Origin of the sequence: Xenorhabdus budapestensis, from assembly GCF_017743015.1 — a bacterium.
Taxonomy (GTDB): Bacteria; Pseudomonadota; Gammaproteobacteria; order Enterobacterales; family Enterobacteriaceae; genus Xenorhabdus; species Xenorhabdus budapestensis.
Map to the genome: position 1 here is coordinate 4,087,383 of NZ_CP072455.1, position 17,206 is coordinate 4,104,588.

The following is a 17,206-nucleotide window of genomic DNA, read 5'->3' on the forward strand; positions in this document are numbered from 1 at the left end:
TAAGGAAAGAAGAAACTCAAAATATGGTCAAACGCATCCCTTTTCAAATAAGTGGCTTACTGGCATTAAATGGTGTTTCTATTCTGGGAAACACCATTACAGAAATTGCCATTCCGTGGTTGATTCTGGAAATATCAGGCAGCCCATTGCTGGTTGCCGCCGTCATGTCAGCCAAAATAGTGCCAATAATACTTTCTATTTTCTTTAGCGCACAGTTGGTGGATAAATATGGTGCGTTTCGCATCTCAATGCTATCTGATTTAGTTAATTTCTTGAGTGTATTATTAATCCCTGTGTTTTACACTATGGATATCTTGCACTTTTATCTATTCGCTATCCTGCTAATATTTTCAACTATTCTGGATTCTCCAGGACGTCTGGCAAAAGATGTCATACTGGCAAAAGAGATAAAACAGCATAAAAGAGAAAATGAATTAATTAACGGAATAAATAGCACCATTGAAAATATCTGTGATCTTATTGGCCCTGTTTTTGGCTCACTGATTATCGCAATGCTCGGTACAATAAATGCCTTATATTTTGATGCAATCAGTTTTTTAGTGGTTGCACTGGGGATCATCATTCTGAAAAAACATTTTGTTACCGATATAGATCAGGTGACTGAACCCCATTCTCTGCCACATCGTTATTTCCTTGAAGCATTCAACTATATTAAATCAGAAAAGGAACTGTTTTCTGTTCTAATCCTCAGCTCAATAATTAATTTTGTTATTACTCCATTCTTGATCATTTATCTGCCTTACATAAATAAAACCGAATTTAATTCCGTTGTCAGCCTTGGCATTTCGATGACATGTTTTGGTATAGGTACAACGCTTTCCTCTTTGCTTTACGGTATCTGTGGCAAACATTTTTCCAGTTACCGAATTATTTTGGCCGGTTACAGCCTGCTCGGATTAGGTTTCATATCTTTGTCTCTATTCAGTGAGCAGTATGTACTATTTATCCAACTTTTTGCCATCGGCTATGGTATTGGTTTTACAGCGCCGGTAGAAGTCACACTAATTCAGCGCCAAGTGCCAGAAAATTTATTTGGCCGGATAATGACCCTATTTACCTCCACACGTTTTCTTAGTGTTCCTCTTGGATATGTCTGTTTCGGTGCTGTACTGGAATCCAGAATCGCTCAGCAAATACCGATACTCATGGCGGTAATGGTATTTAGTGGCTTATTGATTTACTTACTTCTGCGTGGGAGAAATGAGAATTAAGGTAATAAAAAACCATTTATATTCATACTAAACTTAGCTTTTTATTTATAAAAAAACGCCGCTATAAAATAATAGACGACGTTTTTGAGATGATGGCAAACTAAAGAAATAAAACCAAAGAGATATTAAAATACTAACGCATGGCTTTCGGATCAGCACCGTAGTCATTACTGCCTTCAGTGCCTTCTAAAAGAGTGAATATAAATACTACAATGCCTCCAATTGGAACAAAAACTAGTAAGATCCACCAGCCTGAACCCAATAAAGAGGAATGTTAGTGGCAGTCACTCCAAACTGCCTACTTATTGATTTAATGTAAAAAATTGTTCTAAAAGATCAAATATAATAACAGGGTTTATTATGAAAGAGGAAAAAATCAATAATTCTGAATATAGTGGAAAATTATTGATAAGAATCGATCACTATCCACTGTCTTCAATATTGTGATAGGTTTTTTTTTCTTATTTGAGATACTTATATCCCAATACGATGATTCTGGTTCATAAATGCACGTTATTCCACGATCTTTCCCTTCTAAAACAACGTCCACATAATTTTGTGTGCTAGTAACTATTGTTCTATCAATAAGCCATGCAACTGTTAAAGCATCATGGATCCAGCAACCTGTTAATCCCCTTGTTTCTATTGAATAGTCCATCCAAGGGCGAATCGTTTCAACCAAAAATTCACAAAGAGGATTATCAAATGTGGATAAATAATCCAAATCAGAATGTAGCATCTGAGTTTGTGTCGTGACATCCATCGGTACCAGAGTAATATTTGCACCACTTGTTAATACGATATGTGCTGCTTCTGGATCAATTCCAAAATTGGTGTCCTTTTGATAACCAGAAACATCAAACACTCCCCCCATTATGACTATTTCAGCTACCGATTCCGGAAAATCAGGATATAACTGCATAGCATGGGCGATGTTAGTCAAAGGTCCAATCGCTACAACTGTCACTTCCCCAGGATTGTAACATACAAGTTCTCCTATACTGTGAGCCGCTGATGATGCCACTAAAGGAAATGATTTAGGAGGAACAACATCTTTCCATAGATGACGTAGACCGTTCAGATCAACACCATGATCAAGCTTGTCACGCCAAACATCCATAGGTTCTAATAATCCTTGGAAGGCCCCACATGTCACTGGAATATCTTTACCTAGTCTCTGCAAAAGAGATTTGGCTACAGAATAACCAACTTCACTGGGGGTATTACCTGTTACTGTAGAAATTAATTCAAGAGAAATTTGCGGTGCTGCTATGGCAAGTGCTAATGCAAGACCATCATCAACATTAGCTCCAGCTATACCATTCCCTGGATCACAATCAATAATTAAACGCATATTTATTCTTTTACGATAGATGTACAACCACAAGACTCACCGATCTGTAAATCAAACTCAAATTCACACTCACGAGCTTCTCCATTCCATGTTTTCAGCATTTCGATAGCTGTTTTTGCCATTCTATCAATCTGCTGACGTACTGCTGTCAAAGACGGTACATTAAACTGCGATTGTTGTGTAGCATTGAAACAAACTAGCGCCATATCATCTGGTACTTTTATTCCTTGTTCAGATAGTGCTCGAAGACATCCGAACGCTTGTAGTTCATTTGTTGCGAACAAAGCACGTGGCCTCTTTCCTTTCAACATTTTCAATGTCATTTCATAACCTCCCATACGAGTGTAATCCGTAGAAAATATCCACTCTTCATGCACAACCAAGTTGGCGTGTTGTAATGCATCACGCCAACCAGCAATACGATCCTGTGTATTCAACATATCACGTGGTCCACAAATAATGGCTATATCACGATAACCATGTTGAGCCAGATGTTGAGTAACTTTAAACGCGGCAAGACGCTCATTTACAATAATCGCGCTAACATTTAGACTTGCATCAACGCGATCTAACATGACATATGGTGTTCCACTTTCTTGGATAAGCTCAATACAAGGATGGCGATCAACACTGACATATATCAACCCATCAACTTGACGTTGCAACAAATTATTGATCAACTCTTTTTCACGTTTTCTATCGTCTCCTGAATCTCCCAATAGCAATACCTGACCATGCTTAAAAGCTTCTTGTTGCAAGGCATGAGCTATAGACGAAATAAAAGGATTAGATATATTTGGTACAACAAGCCCGTAAGCTTGTGTAGTTCCAGAGACAAGAGCTTTTGCAATACCGTTTGGACGATAACCTGTTTTTTTAATAGCCTCTAACACACGCTTCCGAGTTGCTTCCGCAACGGGTCTTGGACCATTGTTAACAACATAGCTAACTACAGCTACTGATGTCCCTGCTTCTTTAGCAACATCAGTACGAGTCACTCTTTTAACATGTAACTTCATGATATTTAGTTTACGTATAGGAGAAAGTAATAATTTAAATAATTTAGGAGTTAAAATACCATGATTTGAAATGTAATAAACACTTGGCACGAATCAAATAATGTTAATTCATGCCAAAGTTATTAACGATGGGATAAGTTACTAAAGCACTAAATAGCATCTTCAGGTAAATTTAAATCTCTACCACGAGTTTCTGGCGCAAAGAACGTTGTTATAAATCCAATTCCTGCCATAAATACAAAATAAATTGCGATAGACCACCAATGCCCAGTAAAAGATAACAAAGCAGATGCAACTAATGGTGCAAAGCCACCAGATAAAATGGATCCAATTTCCTTTGCAAAAGCCATCTTGGTGTAACGATTCGTCATACCAAACAGTTCAACTCCCCAAGCGGCTTGAACACTAAAAATGCCGAGGGAAGCTAACCCCATGCCCACTATAATAGTCAACATAACAACAATAGGTTCACGGCTTTCCAACAAGATAAAAGCAGGTACCGCGTACAAAATTATTAATAGGCAAAACCAACGATAAACGATTCGACGCCCAAAACGATCAGATAAATATCCCGACAATGGAATGATCAAAAAGCCTAAGATTGAAGCAATAAACACTGCAATTGTAGGTATGGATTTATCTATCATCAATACGTTAGTAACATAACCAAAGATAAAACCTTGAACTAAATAGGATGGACCATTCTCACCAATACGCAGACCAACCATGATCCAAAATGCCTTTGTCCGTCTCCAAAAATTTCGATGACTATATTCAGTTTTGTAACTAAATTCCTCTGAAAATACTTTTGACTGTACACTTCGGGTGCCGGACTCCATCTTATAACGTTGAAATACTGGAGACTCATTTAAGTACTTACGGATATACAGTGCAATCACAGCAAGTAAGAAGCTAGACAGGAATGGAATTCTCCATCCCCATTCTAAGAGGTTCTTTTGATCCATAGTTAGTATCAGCAACCAAACTAGTGATGCTAGTAACACTCCACTATTTGAACCAATAGCTATAACAGAAGACACTAAGCCACGCTTTTTCGGCGGTGCATATTCTCCTAGCATCACAGTTCCGCCAGAAAGTTCAGCTCCCGCACCCAACCCCTGGGCCAAGCGTAAAATAACTAGGCAAATTGGAGCCCAAATACCAATTTGAGCATAGCTCGGGATCACACCAATAAGTGTTGTTGAACCTCCCATAAGCGCTATTGTCGCAACCATAACGACTTTTCGCCCTTTACGATCTCCCAACCATCCAAACAATAAGGCCCCAATTGGTCGTGCAATAAACCCAACAGAATACGTTGCAAAACTAGAAAGCAATGCTACTGCTGGTGTCATATTAGGAAAAAATACATCACTAAAGATCATCCCCGCAGCTAGTCCATAAAGTGCAAAATCAGCATATTCTATTGCCGTACCTAACCAACAAGAAAAAACTGCTCGACAAAAATCTTTTCGCCCTTTTTGAGTCAACAGACACACTTCGGATGCATGTCGTTTTCCCATTAAGGGCGAAACTACATTTTCAAACTGCATAAATGTTCCCTGAATGTTGGAACAGTAATTTATCAATGCCGATGTTATAAACCGGAAAAATATTTTTTCATAGTTATATTTTTATATCGATCTTCATTTTATCTACTCGAGTAGATTTATTATGATAATTAAAAATTATGATTATTTTTATAATCCAGAATACTAAGATAAAAATTATTTTTTGCAAGATATAAAAAATAGACAACTTATATTAAAATTTATTTAATGACAATGAAAAAACATAAAAAAAAGATATTTATAAAAATATAATAACTCCCATTTACCAATAGAAAGCATTCCAAAAAAATCAGAATAAAACATTAAAACCTAACTAATCAAAAATTAGATTATTTTAATAAATTCATCCTCCAATACACTCATTTGAGCAATTTTTAACCATAAAAACATATGACATTATCTTTATGCATCTATTCATATTTTAGAATTCTCTTCTAGTAAAGACACCAAAGCCAAATTAAAGACTATATTTAGGAAAAAATATGTTTAAAAATAGGAAAATTTTCCTAAAATCAAATAAATTAACAATATTATTATTTATAGAGCATAAATAAAATATTAAAATCAGTAAGCATTCTTATATCAAAACAAAAAATTATCGTTACTAGGGCGTGTTGACGTTTGAACGAGGGGATTTGAATGGCATGATAATTTGGTATCCTTATTTTCGCCAAAAAACTCGTAACCAGAACTATCATGCCACGACCCATGTTATCAGACCCTATGTGGGATAAGCTATTTGTATTCATGCAACAAAATCGGCTTGTCTACCATAAAAAAACGCATCGCCTAATTCTGGCAGGTATCCTTTTTCGAATGAGAACCGGGAGCCCTTGGCGGGAACTGCCTGTTGAATATGGGAAATGGAATACCGTTTTTAAGCGTTTTAATGCGGGGTCAAACAAAGGTATTTTTGATTTATTATTCAAGGAATTAGCTAAAGATTCTGATACTGAATGGTTGTTCATTGATGGCAGGATTGTCCGTGCTCATCAGCACAGTTCAGGCGCGGCTTCAAAGGAGAATGAAGCGATTGGGAAAAGCCGGGGAGGACGCTCGACTAAAATCCATTTGGCCGTAGACAGTTATGGTTTGCCTGTTCATTTTGAATTATCCGAGGGGCAAACTCACGACATTGTGCATGCAAAAAGTTTGGTGGTGCAATCACCGCCCCCGGACTTTGTCATCGCTGACAAGGGGTATGATAGTCAGGCATTCAGAAATTATATCGAAGAACAAGGGACAACGGCGGTTATTCCCTACCGAAAAAATAACCGAAACTCGGATAAAAAGAAGGATAAGGGTTTATATCGTTATCGTCATCGTCATTTAGTTGAAAATGCGTTTGCCAGAATCAAACATTTTCGTGCAATCGCAACAAGATACGATAAATTGGCACGAAATTACGCCAGCACATTGGCACTGGCATTTGTCATTATCTGGCTACCCATGTGGGGCGAATAAATGATGAATACAAAACGTCAACACGCCCTAATATAAATGCAAAAAAAACAGCACCCATCAGAATGCTGTTTTCAATTGATTACTTAAATGAACATCAAACTCGATACATTTTCTGCAAATAACGCGAAACTGCATCATCGGCATTAGAGCCTATCACTTCCATGTCCGGCAAAATGTCTTTCAGGCGCTGATGGGCACCCTGCATAATGCAACCTTTACCCGCTACGCTTAGCATTTCCAGATCATTCATTCCATCACCAAAAGCAATACAGTCACTTAATTGATACCCAATGGATTGGCAGACCTGCGCCAATGCTTCCCCTTTGGATACTCCTCCTGACATGACTTCCAGACAATTTCTTAGAGAGAAACTCACGTTTACTTTATCTCCCCAACGCGCTTCAATTCTCTCTTCCAGTTGAATCAAATAATCATGATCTTCACTGGTATAATAGACCTTACACACACCATCAACAGGAAAATTCTCACGTTGGAAAAGCTGATAATGGAAATCAGACACCTTAAAAAATTCAGTCTGTTCCGAACTTTCACGATTAACCCACCACTCATCATTATTATAGTAGTTGGTCAAAACGTTCGGGTTATCAAACTCCAGCAAACATAAATCACGGGCAATTTCCGGTGCCAGACTATGGCTGAATACCAGTTCTCCCTGTGCATTATGCACTCTCGCCCCATTTGATGTGATCATGTAAGCATTAATGCCCAATCCATCGCGGATCTGCCCTACATCAATGTGATGACGCCCTGTCGCAAAAATAAAATGAATCCCTTTATCTGTCAGAAGATTCAAAATTTTCTTAGTATACGGCGTTAATACGTGATCGGGAGATAACAGTGTGCCATCTAAGTCTGAAGCAACAACATAGTACATGGTTCAAATTCCTAAGCGATACCCGCATCTTTCTTGAAATCTATTGGGTATAAATCAGTGTTGATCAAAAAAATCACAAATCGCATTAAGGGCCTGCGCCCGCAATGCATCTTTTTCGAACAGGATTTCATGGTATGCCCCTTGGATAACCAGAGGATTATGTTCTTCTTTTCCTGCTCCGGCTTTTTGACGCGCTTCGCAAAAAGCCAATAACTCCCGATTACTAACTACCTTATCTTCACTAGCTTCTAAAACAATAAGTGGTGTCTGAATTTTTCCTGCATTTTCAATTAAGTTATCTCCCGTTCGCATGTTTTCACGCATCCAACGGTAAGTCGGCCCTCCAAGGCGTAACTTAGGATAATCAACATAATAGCGTAAATATCGCTGATAACGTGCATAGCTATGGGTTAACAAGTTGATAAAATAGGGTAATGGTCGCCAATGCCCTGTTGATATCGCATATCTGTTACGTCTTTTAGGGTAAGGTTCTGCTTGGTTGACCAGAAAATTCGCCAACCAACGAGGCATTGGTAAGTTAATACCAAACATGGGAGCACACAGTGCCGCAGCACGGAATATTGATTCTTGGCGTAATAGAAGAGAACTCAGTATAGCCCCGCCCATTGAGTGAGCGAGTGCATAACAGCGATATGATTGAAGTGGAACGATTTCTAATTCGATGAATTTTGCCAAGTCATCCACATAGTGTTCAAATGCTTCAACATGTCCTTTTTGAGGATCTGTCAGCATTCTGCCTGAAAGCCCCTGACCGCGATGATCAATAATAAAGATGTTGTAACCCAGATGGTAAAAATCGTAAGCCACTTCCGGATATTTCACATAACTTTCACTACGACCAGGAGATATCACCAATGTCTTATCATGATGGGGCGAACAGAAAGAGACATAACGGATAGGAATATTATCAACGCCTATAAATTCCCGTTCGTTTCTGGTATTCCAAAAATCCAGTAATAATCCATTCGTAAACGCAGAGAACTGAGGTTCGCGGTTTAACCAGCTTGCTTTCAATATCTCAGGCGGCATTTATCATCCTCTATATCCGTCGTCTTTCCAGTTATTTGTTTGTTGACTACGGTTGACTGCGGTTATTCAAACCCTTCGAAATGCTCACGGATCAGTGTCATAAAGGCATCACCAAAACGTTCCAGTTTACGCTGCCCAACCCCGTTAATAAGCAGAAGTTCATTGGGCGTTATTGGGCACTGTTCTGCCATTTCAATCAGTGTTACGTCATTGAAAACGACAAAAGGCGGAATATTGTTCTCATCAGCAATGGATTTCCGCAATTTCCGCAACTTAGCGAACAATTTACGATCATAGTTCCCACTGTATGATTTGTTTTGTTGATTTCTGCTTTTCAAACTTAGGATTCGAGGCACAGCAAGCTGCAAAGGCACTTCGCCACGCAGAACAGGCCGCGCCGCTTCCATCAATTGTAATGCAGAATAATTGGCAATATTTTGGTTGATTAACCCCAGATGGATCAGCTGGCGCAGGATGCTCATCCAGTGTTCCTGACTATGCTCTTTGCCAAGGCCGTAAACGGGCAATTTATCATGCCCTAACTCCCTGATACGTTGATTATTAGCGCCGCGTAACACGTCTACAATATAGCCAATACCAAATCGTTGTCCAACGCGGTAGATACAGGACAAGGCTTTCTGCGCATCTACTAAACCATCATAACGTTTCGGCGGATCAAGGCAGATATCACAGTTGCCACAGGCGGTTTGCTGGCTTTCACCAAAATAGTTGAGCAATACCAATCGTCGGCAGGTTTGCGCTTCAGCAAACGCTCCCATGGCATTAAGTTTATGACGCTCAATATTTTGCTGTTCGCCTGCGGGTTTTTCTTCCAGACAACGGCGTAGCCACGCCATATCTGCCGGGTCGTAGAACAGTACCGCTTCAGCAGGCAGGCCATCCCGCCCTGCACGCCCCGTTTCCTGATAGTAAGATTCAATATTACGGGGAATATCAAAATGCACGACAAAACGTACGTTGGGTTTGTTGATCCCCATACCAAACGCCACTGTAGCAACAACTACCTGCAAATCATCCCGCTGGAAAGCATCCTGCACCCAGACACGCTGATTAGTCTCCAGCCCCGCATGGTAAGGAGCGACACTTAATCCCCGTTTTTGCAATCGCTCTGCGGTTTCTTCCACTTTGTTCCTGCTGTTGCAATAAATAATCCCGCTTTTTCCTTGCTGGCTACGAACAAATGACCAGAGTTGATCAAGAGGTTTATATTTTTCAACTAATGTATAGCGAATGTTAGGACGATCAAAACTGCTAATATGAATGATGGGATCACGCAACTCCAACAAGCGAACAATATCCTGTCGGGTGGTTTTATCTGCTGTGGCTGTTAGTGCGATAACAGGAAGATCGGGCAAGCGTCTGCGTAATTGTCCAAGCGCACGATATTCCGGCCGAAAATCATGTCCCCACTGAGAAATACAGTGCGCTTCATCAACTGCCAGCAAAGCCGGATGCCAGTCATGTAAATGATCGAGAAAGTTATCAGTTACCATCCGTTCCGGGGCAATATAAAGCAATTTGATATTTCCCTGACGGCAACGCCGGATAATATCGAATTGTTGCTCACGACTTTGAGTTGAGTTTAAGCACTCTGCTTCTATGCCATTTGTTCTCAATTGATCAACCTGATCTTTCATCAATGAGATCAATGGAGAAACGACCAGCGTTAATCCATTTTTGACCAAAGCAGGGATCTGATAACACAACGATTTACCGCCACCTGTCGGCATAATAACCAGACAATCACGGTCATCAAGAACGGCGTCTATTACCTGCTGCTGTCCGGGACGAAATTGCTGATATCCGAATGTTTTTCGTAATATTTGTTCAGCCAGCGATGCCGTGCTGATGACTTCTGCGGTAGACACGCCTTTCCTCAATTATTGAAATTATTTATTCAAAGCTATTTATTTAAACGATTTACATATAGAAGCTATACCCAATGGATTTCAAGTTGCGTCGCGGCGGCAAGGGAATGACAAATTCGTCGAGAACGAATTTGCCCAGCCAAAAGCTGGCCTCTGGTGAGTGAGCACAACCAACAAAGAGGCAACTTGAAAGACGAAGGGTATTACAGTATATCATTCAGCATGACATTGGGTCTGCTTGAAGTTGTAATCAATCATCGGTTCACCCTATCCACTGAATACTTGTGTATAAACGCGAACATGTTTCGACAGTAGGTAACTCCAATCCCGCTCTCCGCTACCATAACCATTGCTTGTTTATTACTGAGACATTCTAAACACGAAACGAGCATTTTTTATAGCAACTTTTTCTTCATAAAATTGTTTTTTCAAAGCGCTTCTCAGACTGGCAAGCTGGAAAATAAAAGCATAAACTTAACAAGTTATTAACCAAAAATAACTATCTAATATCAGTGAATTTATTTTTTTAATTTTCAGGAAATCCAATATGGAAACGATACAGCGACCAACCCAACCTTTAACACAAGAAGAGGCGCGTAAATTTATAGGTGAGGCGTTTGTTTATCATATGCCATTTAACCAACTTTTAGGGCTTGAATTGGTTCGTTTTGAAGAAGACTACGCAGAGATTCAGTTTATTAATCAAGATAAGCTAGTGGGTAATATGATCCAGAAAATCCTGCATGGCGGTGTTATAGCTTCAATACTTGATGTTGCTGGCGGTTTAGTCTGTACCGGGAGTGCACTGGCCACGATGAAAGTCATTACGATGGAAGAACTACAAAAACGCCTGCCTACGATAGGTACTATAGATCTGCGTGTTGATTACCTGCGTCCCGGACGTGGTGAAGTATTTACTGCCAGCAGTAATATCATTCGTGCCGGTAATAAAGTATCTGTCGCCAGAATAGAATTGCACAATGAAAAACAGGTACATATCGCCAGCGCAACGGGGACTTATCTGATTGGATGATATTCAATATTCTTAAATATAATGTTCTGAATTCTGCAAGAGGGGGATGTGATAAAAAACACATTCCTTTTTTGCAAGATAAACCCGCCAATTATTAAATTATGATTGAACCTGAAATATTAATTCCCGCTAATTTCTTGTCAATTTATCACTTTATTTAGAAATACTCGTGTCATTCGCTACCCGCAGACAAATATCTTGATTTCCAACCCCATATTTTGTTTTTAATTATTTGATTTATATAAATTATTGAGTGATTGCAATCACATTGCAGTGACTATTTTTCATACTAAATAAAAACCTGCTATATCTTGTCGATTATTATCTGAGCGAAAGAAATTTAAAAAATACAGTTCCTGATCGCCCTCAATATTCCCACATTAAATATTCCCGGCGAATCGTTGGTTAAAAGAGAAATTAAGGATAACAGCTACCCAAATATCGCATTAATAGCGACATTAAATAAGGACGAAAAATTATGTCACTGAAAAAGAGTATTATTTCTCAGAAGAGCCGGCAAACTGGCGGTAATTCATCCGGCGGACTTCTATTCACTCTGACAGCAGGCAGCCTGCCACCCCAAACTTTTGTTGTCACTGATTTCGCGTTGACAGAAGGTTTTTCACAACCTTTTCAGCTTAATATTGGTCTGGCAAGTGCTAATCCCTCTATCGATTTTTCTACTGTGCTCGATCACACTGCCACACTCACGATTTTGCAGGGAGAAACCGAACAACGAAGCATCAGCGGTATGGTATCCAGCTTTGAACAAGGGAATACCGGATTACATCAGACCACCTATCAGATGATTATCCGCCCTGACTTGTGGCGTACAACACTACGCCAAAATTCACGCATCTTCCAACAGCGCGATATCGTTACCATCGTCACCACCATCTTAAAAGAACACGGCATTCGTGATGTGGTATTTAGTTTGCGCCAGCCACATCCAGAGCGTGAATTTTGTGTGCAATATCAGGAAAGCGACTTCACTTTCATCCAGCGTTTGAGCGCAGAAGAAGGCATTTTCTACTTTTTTGAATGCAGCAACGGGCGTAATACGCTGGTCTTTGCCGATGATGCTGGTTCAGTACCGTTGGGCATCGAACTTCCCTACCAACCCAGTGAACAAAGTCCTACAGGTGATGTTTCTGTTAGTAGTATCACCAACCGCGCGCAGGTCAGACCGGCACAGGTACAACTTAAAGATTACACCTTTAAAAATCCGGCCTGGGCAGCAGAATTCAGCCAGCAAATGAAAGAGGACAACCTCCAGAAGCTCTATTACGAGCATTACGATTATCCCGGACGCTTCAAAGATGAACAGCATGGTGCTGCTTTTACCCGCTACCGGCTCGAAGCACTGCGTAACGATGCGCTGATAGGACATGGCAACGGTTATGCCATCGCCATCCAACCGGGGCGGCTCTTCACCCTGACCAACCATCCGCGTGGAGAATGGAATCAGCCGTGGCAGGTTATTTCCGCCAGCCATACTGGTTATCAACCACAAGCGTTAGAACAGGAAATCAGTGGCAGTGGTACAACACTAAACAGCCAATTTAGTTTTATCCGCCAAACCCAGACTTGGCGCCCTTCTCCACTGCCTAAGCCGATCGTTGATGGGCCACAAATTGCCAAAGTCGTCGGCCCTGCCGGGGAAGAAATTTTTTGTGACCAATATGGTCGTGTTCGACTCCAGTTCCCGTGGGATCGCTATGGCCGCAGTGATGATCAAAGCTCCTGCTGGATACGCGTTACTCATCCGTGGGCGGGGCAAGGCTGGGGAATGCTCGCTATTCCTCGTGTCGGCCAAGAGGTTGTGGTTGATTTCTTACATGGCGATCCAGATCAACCCATCGTTATCGGCAGAACCTATCACGCCAGCAATATCCCTCCCGGCGGCTTGCCCGGCAGCAAAACCCAAATGGCGTTTCGCTCCAAAACCCATAAGGGAGAGGGCTATAACCAAATGTTGTTTGAGGATGCGAAAGGCAGTGAACAACTCGCCCTGCATGCCCAAAAAGATATGAATACCATCGTTCTGAATGATATGAACACCACTGTCCTCAACGACCGTACCACGCAGGTGAAACACGATCACACCGAAAACATCGGCAACAATCAGGTGATATCCGTACGTAAAGATCGCATCAAGGAAGTGACTGGCGAGGAGACCAGTACTATCCACGGTAACCGGCAAGTGACAGTGGAGAAAAAAAGTAAGTTAAGCGCCAAAGAAGACATTTCTATCCAGTCTGTCAACGGTGGCATCCAAATCAGCACAGGCGGTGCCAGTATCACTCTGGACAAGAAGGGCAATATCCATATTACCGGCAAAAATATCATCATCAACGGCAAGGAACAGGTTCAACTGAACTAGCCGAGCCAATCAAAACACATGCGAACACGGTAGCTACATAGACCAAAAAAGAGTGATAAAGGAAGACACCCATGAATAAACAACCCTATCAAATGAATGAAGGAACCTTAACTATTCCATCTGACTGGCGTGATGAATCGATGCAGGTATTTGTCCTGCCAGATGACAGTGGCGTTAATTTGGTGATTAACCGCACACCCGTACCGATGGGTTCTGACCACACCGCCTACTACGCCCAAACATTGACTCAATTTGAAACCCATCTCCCCGGTTATAAAGAGCATCAAAGGCTGGAGATAGAACTAAGCGGGGCGCTGGCTTGGCGACTGGACTACCAATGGCAAAGCCCGGAAGGTGAGATGCACCAGACTGTTGTGCTGCAAATACGGGACAATTTGCTGCTGGCTTTTAACCTGACTTCTCCACAGCCGTTTGAGGAAAGGCAGCGTAACGCTCTGCTGGCAATTGTCAGTAGTTTTCAGGCGACCTGACAGGAGGTCAGTTATGGGATTGATGGATGAAATTGCTCTTCGCACTGCGCGGGTAGGTGCGACTCATGCCAGTAAGCAACTTCAACCGATAGCACGAGAGCTTGGCCCTGCGGCTGCACGTGAGGGTGATCCTATTCAGCATAAAAGTTTTTTAGGGGCACTTGCAGGCGTGGTTGTGGGCGCGTTGATCGGTGCCGCGGTTTTTGGAGCTGCTGCATTTCTGATAGGTGCAACCGGCGGGCTGGCGACTGTTGCCATTATGGCTCTCGGCACGCTGGGGACAATAGCGTTGGGTGATGTAATAGGCAAAGCCAGTTCAGCCGTTACAGACGCTATCGATAGTTGTAACCCGCCAGCCGGGATGATTACCACGGGTTCACCTAATGTCTTTATTGAAGGCAAGCCAGCGGCGCGTGTGGAAGTGGATACAGCAGACTGCAAAAACCACCCCGCGCCACGCATCGCTCAGGGCAGTGAAAGCGTCTTTATCAACGAAAAGCCCGCCGCACGAATCAAGGATAAACTGGAGTGTGGCTCAACTATCAAAGGTGGTGCAAGCAAAGTCTTTATTGGTTCTGGTCAGGGCACATACCTTGATATACAAGAAGAGTTTTCAGCCTGGCAGCGTGCATTGCTTGTTGCAGTAGAATTTCTCGTTCCGCCATCACGAGGAGCCGTAAAAGGCTTTGCAAAACTATTTACTAAAGTAGGCCGGAAAGCGGCTATCGAAGGTGCGAAAAAAGGTGCTCAAAAAGCCGCTGGAAAAATCAGAAGTGTCTCTGAACAAGCCAAAAAGATTGCCAACCGCCAAACCATCAGTTGTGCCAAACATGCTTTCAAACATAATAAAGGACTGAAGCGTTATACGGAAAGTGTCAAGAAATTCTTTACGGGCGATCCAATAGACGTTACCACCGGCGCTCTGTTTGACCAGCGTACCGATATCGAATTAGGGCAGACGATACCGCTGCAATTTATTCGCAGCTGGTCACCCGGTCATCGCGGATTGCTAGGGGAAAACTGGCTGGATAACTTCTCCGAATGTGTCCTTGTTACAGGGGATCGAATAGAAATTTTGACAACCGAAGGCTCTTCACTCTTCTTTGCCCTGCCAGCCAGTTATGACCACAGTATCAACCCTGAACACCCCAATTTCAGACTGAGCCGATATAAGCAAGGCCTTATCCTGAGTGATCGCGACAGCTTAATCAGTAAATATTTTACCTTCCCCGCGACTGTCTTTCCTACAACTGTCTTCCCTACAACCACGGAGGCTGACCCAGACAAAGAGAGCACCCAACGTTTGTGGCTGACCGAATATCGCGACAATAACGATAACACCATCCAGTTCCATTACAGTGAACAACACCAACTGGTTAAGGTTACCCATAGCGATGGCCCAGAATTAGTGTTGCTGTACCACGAAAATGGATTACTGGAAGAGATCCGTCGTACCGATAATGGCCTGAATGAAATGCTGGCGCGTTACGGTTATCACGATAACGGCTGGCTGGCCGATGCAGACAGTACACAAACCTATCACCTGTTTTATGAATACAACGAGCAAGGGTTAATCAGTCGCTGGTCTGATCATGATCAAACTGCGGTGGATTACGTCTACGATAAGCAGGGGCGCTGTATCTATAGCATCGGTTCTGGTGGTTTCTATCCGGTTCATCTCTCCTATGAACCGGGCATCACCCATTCAACCACGCCACAAGGCCATACGACGACCTGGCATTACAATGATGAGCAACAAGTAACCCAGGTGGAAACACCATGCGGTAGTGTCACGCGCTATGAATACGACGAATGGGGAAATTTGCGCCGCCAGATTTTACCGCAAGGCGAAATTATTACCCTTGATTACCTCGCAGATACCGGATTAGTGACCGCTTTTACCAATGCCATCGGTGCAATATGGCGTTATCACTATGATGATGCCGATCGCCTTATCAACATGACAGACCCACTCGGACGAGTTTGGTGGCAACAATTCGACAATAAAGGTAATCCTGAATGTTTTATCGCACCAGATGGGCATAAGACCACTCTGACCCGTAATGAGTTTGGCTTGATAACCGCCGTAGAAGACAGTGACGGCAATAAGCGCAGTTGGGAATATGACCGCCATCAACGTCTGACTAAGTTGTTTGATGAAGAAAACCGCAGCCTGCAACTGGGTTATGACAGTCAGGATCGCCTGCGCCGAATGACTACTGGCGGTGGTGCCCTTTGGCGTTGGGATTATGATCGTCATCACCGCATTTCCTTAAGTGACCGACCCAATAACAGTATTGAGCGTTTCCGCCATGACCGTCACGGCAACCTGACTGAATGGACGGACGCCCACGGCGTAAAATGGCAGATTGAATACGGACCATTTGATTTACCTCTCGCACGTGTGGATGGAGAAGGAAACCGCTGGCAGTACCGTTATGACTCTGACAGTCTGCAATTGCTGGAAGTTATCACGCCACAAGGGGAAAGCTACCGCTATACACTGGATGCAGACGGGCAGGTGATTACTGAAACCGACTATGCAGATACCCAATGGCACTACGCTTATGATCTCAACGGTAACTGCATTGAAAAGCGTGATGTGCTAGGCAATATCACTCGCTACAAATACGATGCCGCACAACGGCTGACAGCCGTACATACACCGGAAGGAACCACCAACTACAGCTATGACCTCATCGGACGTCTGCTGGAAGTACAGCACCTGATACTACTCCTTTAACATTCGAATACGATGAGCAAGGCCGTATTATTCGGGAAACCCAGCCACACGGGGAAATTCGCCATGAATATCCCAATAACGC

The 17,206-nt window shown here is 42.3% G+C and carries 13 protein-coding genes; 6 read left to right on the top strand and 7 right to left on the bottom strand.

The window, feature by feature from the left end; genetic code table 11:
* The first annotated feature begins 23 nt into the window (after nucleotides 1-23).
* On the top strand, nucleotides 24-1,232 hold the full coding sequence (locus tag HGO23_RS18035) for an MFS transporter (RefSeq protein WP_209027420.1): 1,209 nt from the start codon (nucleotides 24-26) through the stop codon (nucleotides 1,230-1,232).
* 133 nt (nucleotides 1,233-1,365) lie between these two features.
* On the opposite strand, the gene HGO23_RS18040 is transcribed toward HGO23_RS18035, so the two are convergent.
* From HGO23_RS18040 to HGO23_RS18055, 4 genes are all read right to left on the bottom strand, one after another.
* A complete protein-coding gene (locus tag HGO23_RS18040) occupies nucleotides 1,366-1,494 on the bottom strand; it encodes a DUF805 domain-containing protein (protein ID WP_209027421.1) in 129 nt (42 codons plus the stop codon).
* A 114-nt stretch (nucleotides 1,495-1,608) separates the two neighbouring features.
* Nucleotides 1,609-2,586: a nucleoside hydrolase gene (locus HGO23_RS18045; RefSeq protein WP_209027422.1), complete on the bottom strand. Its 978-nt coding sequence runs from the start codon at nucleotides 2,584-2,586 to the stop codon at nucleotides 1,609-1,611.
* A gap of 2 nt (nucleotides 2,587-2,588) precedes the next feature.
* Nucleotides 2,589-3,605 (bottom strand): LacI family DNA-binding transcriptional regulator, encoded by a 1,017-nt coding sequence (locus HGO23_RS18050; protein WP_209028822.1) that lies wholly within the window; start codon nucleotides 3,603-3,605, stop codon nucleotides 2,589-2,591.
* A gap of 149 nt (nucleotides 3,606-3,754) precedes the next feature.
* Nucleotides 3,755-5,128, bottom strand: coding sequence for an MFS transporter (locus HGO23_RS18055; protein ID WP_425330525.1), 1,374 nt, complete (start codon nucleotides 5,126-5,128; stop codon nucleotides 3,755-3,757).
* 744 nt (nucleotides 5,129-5,872) lie between these two features.
* Between HGO23_RS18055 and HGO23_RS18060 the strand changes: the two genes are divergently transcribed.
* Complete coding sequence (locus HGO23_RS18060; protein ID WP_209027424.1) at nucleotides 5,873-6,640, top strand: IS5 family transposase; 768 nt, start codon at nucleotides 5,873-5,875, stop codon at nucleotides 6,638-6,640.
* A gap of 94 nt (nucleotides 6,641-6,734) precedes the next feature.
* Here the strand turns inward: HGO23_RS18060 and yigL are convergent, their stop codons facing one another.
* The 3 genes from yigL to recQ all read right to left on the bottom strand — a co-directional run bounded on the left by yigL (nucleotide 6,735) and on the right by recQ (nucleotide 10,474).
* Nucleotides 6,735-7,535 (bottom strand): sugar/pyridoxal phosphate phosphatase YigL, encoded by an 801-nt coding sequence (gene yigL, locus HGO23_RS18065; protein WP_209027425.1) that lies wholly within the window; start codon nucleotides 7,533-7,535, stop codon nucleotides 6,735-6,737.
* Between the two features lie 54 nt (nucleotides 7,536-7,589).
* The gene (gene pldB, locus HGO23_RS18070) at nucleotides 7,590-8,585 is read right to left on the bottom strand and encodes a lysophospholipase L2 (RefSeq protein ID WP_099134240.1); all 996 of its coding nucleotides are present in this window, start codon (nucleotides 8,583-8,585) and stop codon (nucleotides 7,590-7,592) included.
* A gap of 62 nt (nucleotides 8,586-8,647) precedes the next feature.
* Complete coding sequence (recQ, locus tag HGO23_RS18075; protein ID WP_099134239.1) at nucleotides 8,648-10,474, bottom strand: ATP-dependent DNA helicase RecQ; 1,827 nt, start codon at nucleotides 10,472-10,474, stop codon at nucleotides 8,648-8,650.
* 547 nt (nucleotides 10,475-11,021) lie between these two features.
* Between recQ and HGO23_RS18080 the strand changes: the two genes are divergently transcribed.
* The 4 genes from HGO23_RS18080 (at nucleotide 11,022) to HGO23_RS19840 (ending at nucleotide 17,124) form a co-directional block, all read left to right on the top strand.
* Entirely contained in the window at nucleotides 11,022-11,507 is a 486-nt protein-coding gene (locus tag HGO23_RS18080; RefSeq protein WP_209027426.1) for a thioesterase family protein, read from the top strand.
* A 478-nt stretch (nucleotides 11,508-11,985) separates the two neighbouring features.
* On the top strand, nucleotides 11,986-13,890 hold the full coding sequence (locus HGO23_RS18085) for a type VI secretion system Vgr family protein (protein ID WP_209027427.1): 1,905 nt from the start codon (nucleotides 11,986-11,988) through the stop codon (nucleotides 13,888-13,890).
* A gap of 71 nt (nucleotides 13,891-13,961) precedes the next feature.
* On the top strand, nucleotides 13,962-14,381 hold the full coding sequence (locus HGO23_RS18090) for a DUF1795 domain-containing protein (RefSeq protein ID WP_099134236.1): 420 nt from the start codon (nucleotides 13,962-13,964) through the stop codon (nucleotides 14,379-14,381).
* A 13-nt stretch (nucleotides 14,382-14,394) separates the two neighbouring features.
* Nucleotides 14,395-17,124 (top strand): PAAR domain-containing protein, encoded by a 2,730-nt coding sequence (locus tag HGO23_RS19840; RefSeq protein ID WP_244967840.1) that lies wholly within the window; start codon nucleotides 14,395-14,397, stop codon nucleotides 17,122-17,124.
* The last annotated feature ends 82 nt before the right edge of the window (nucleotides 17,125-17,206 follow it).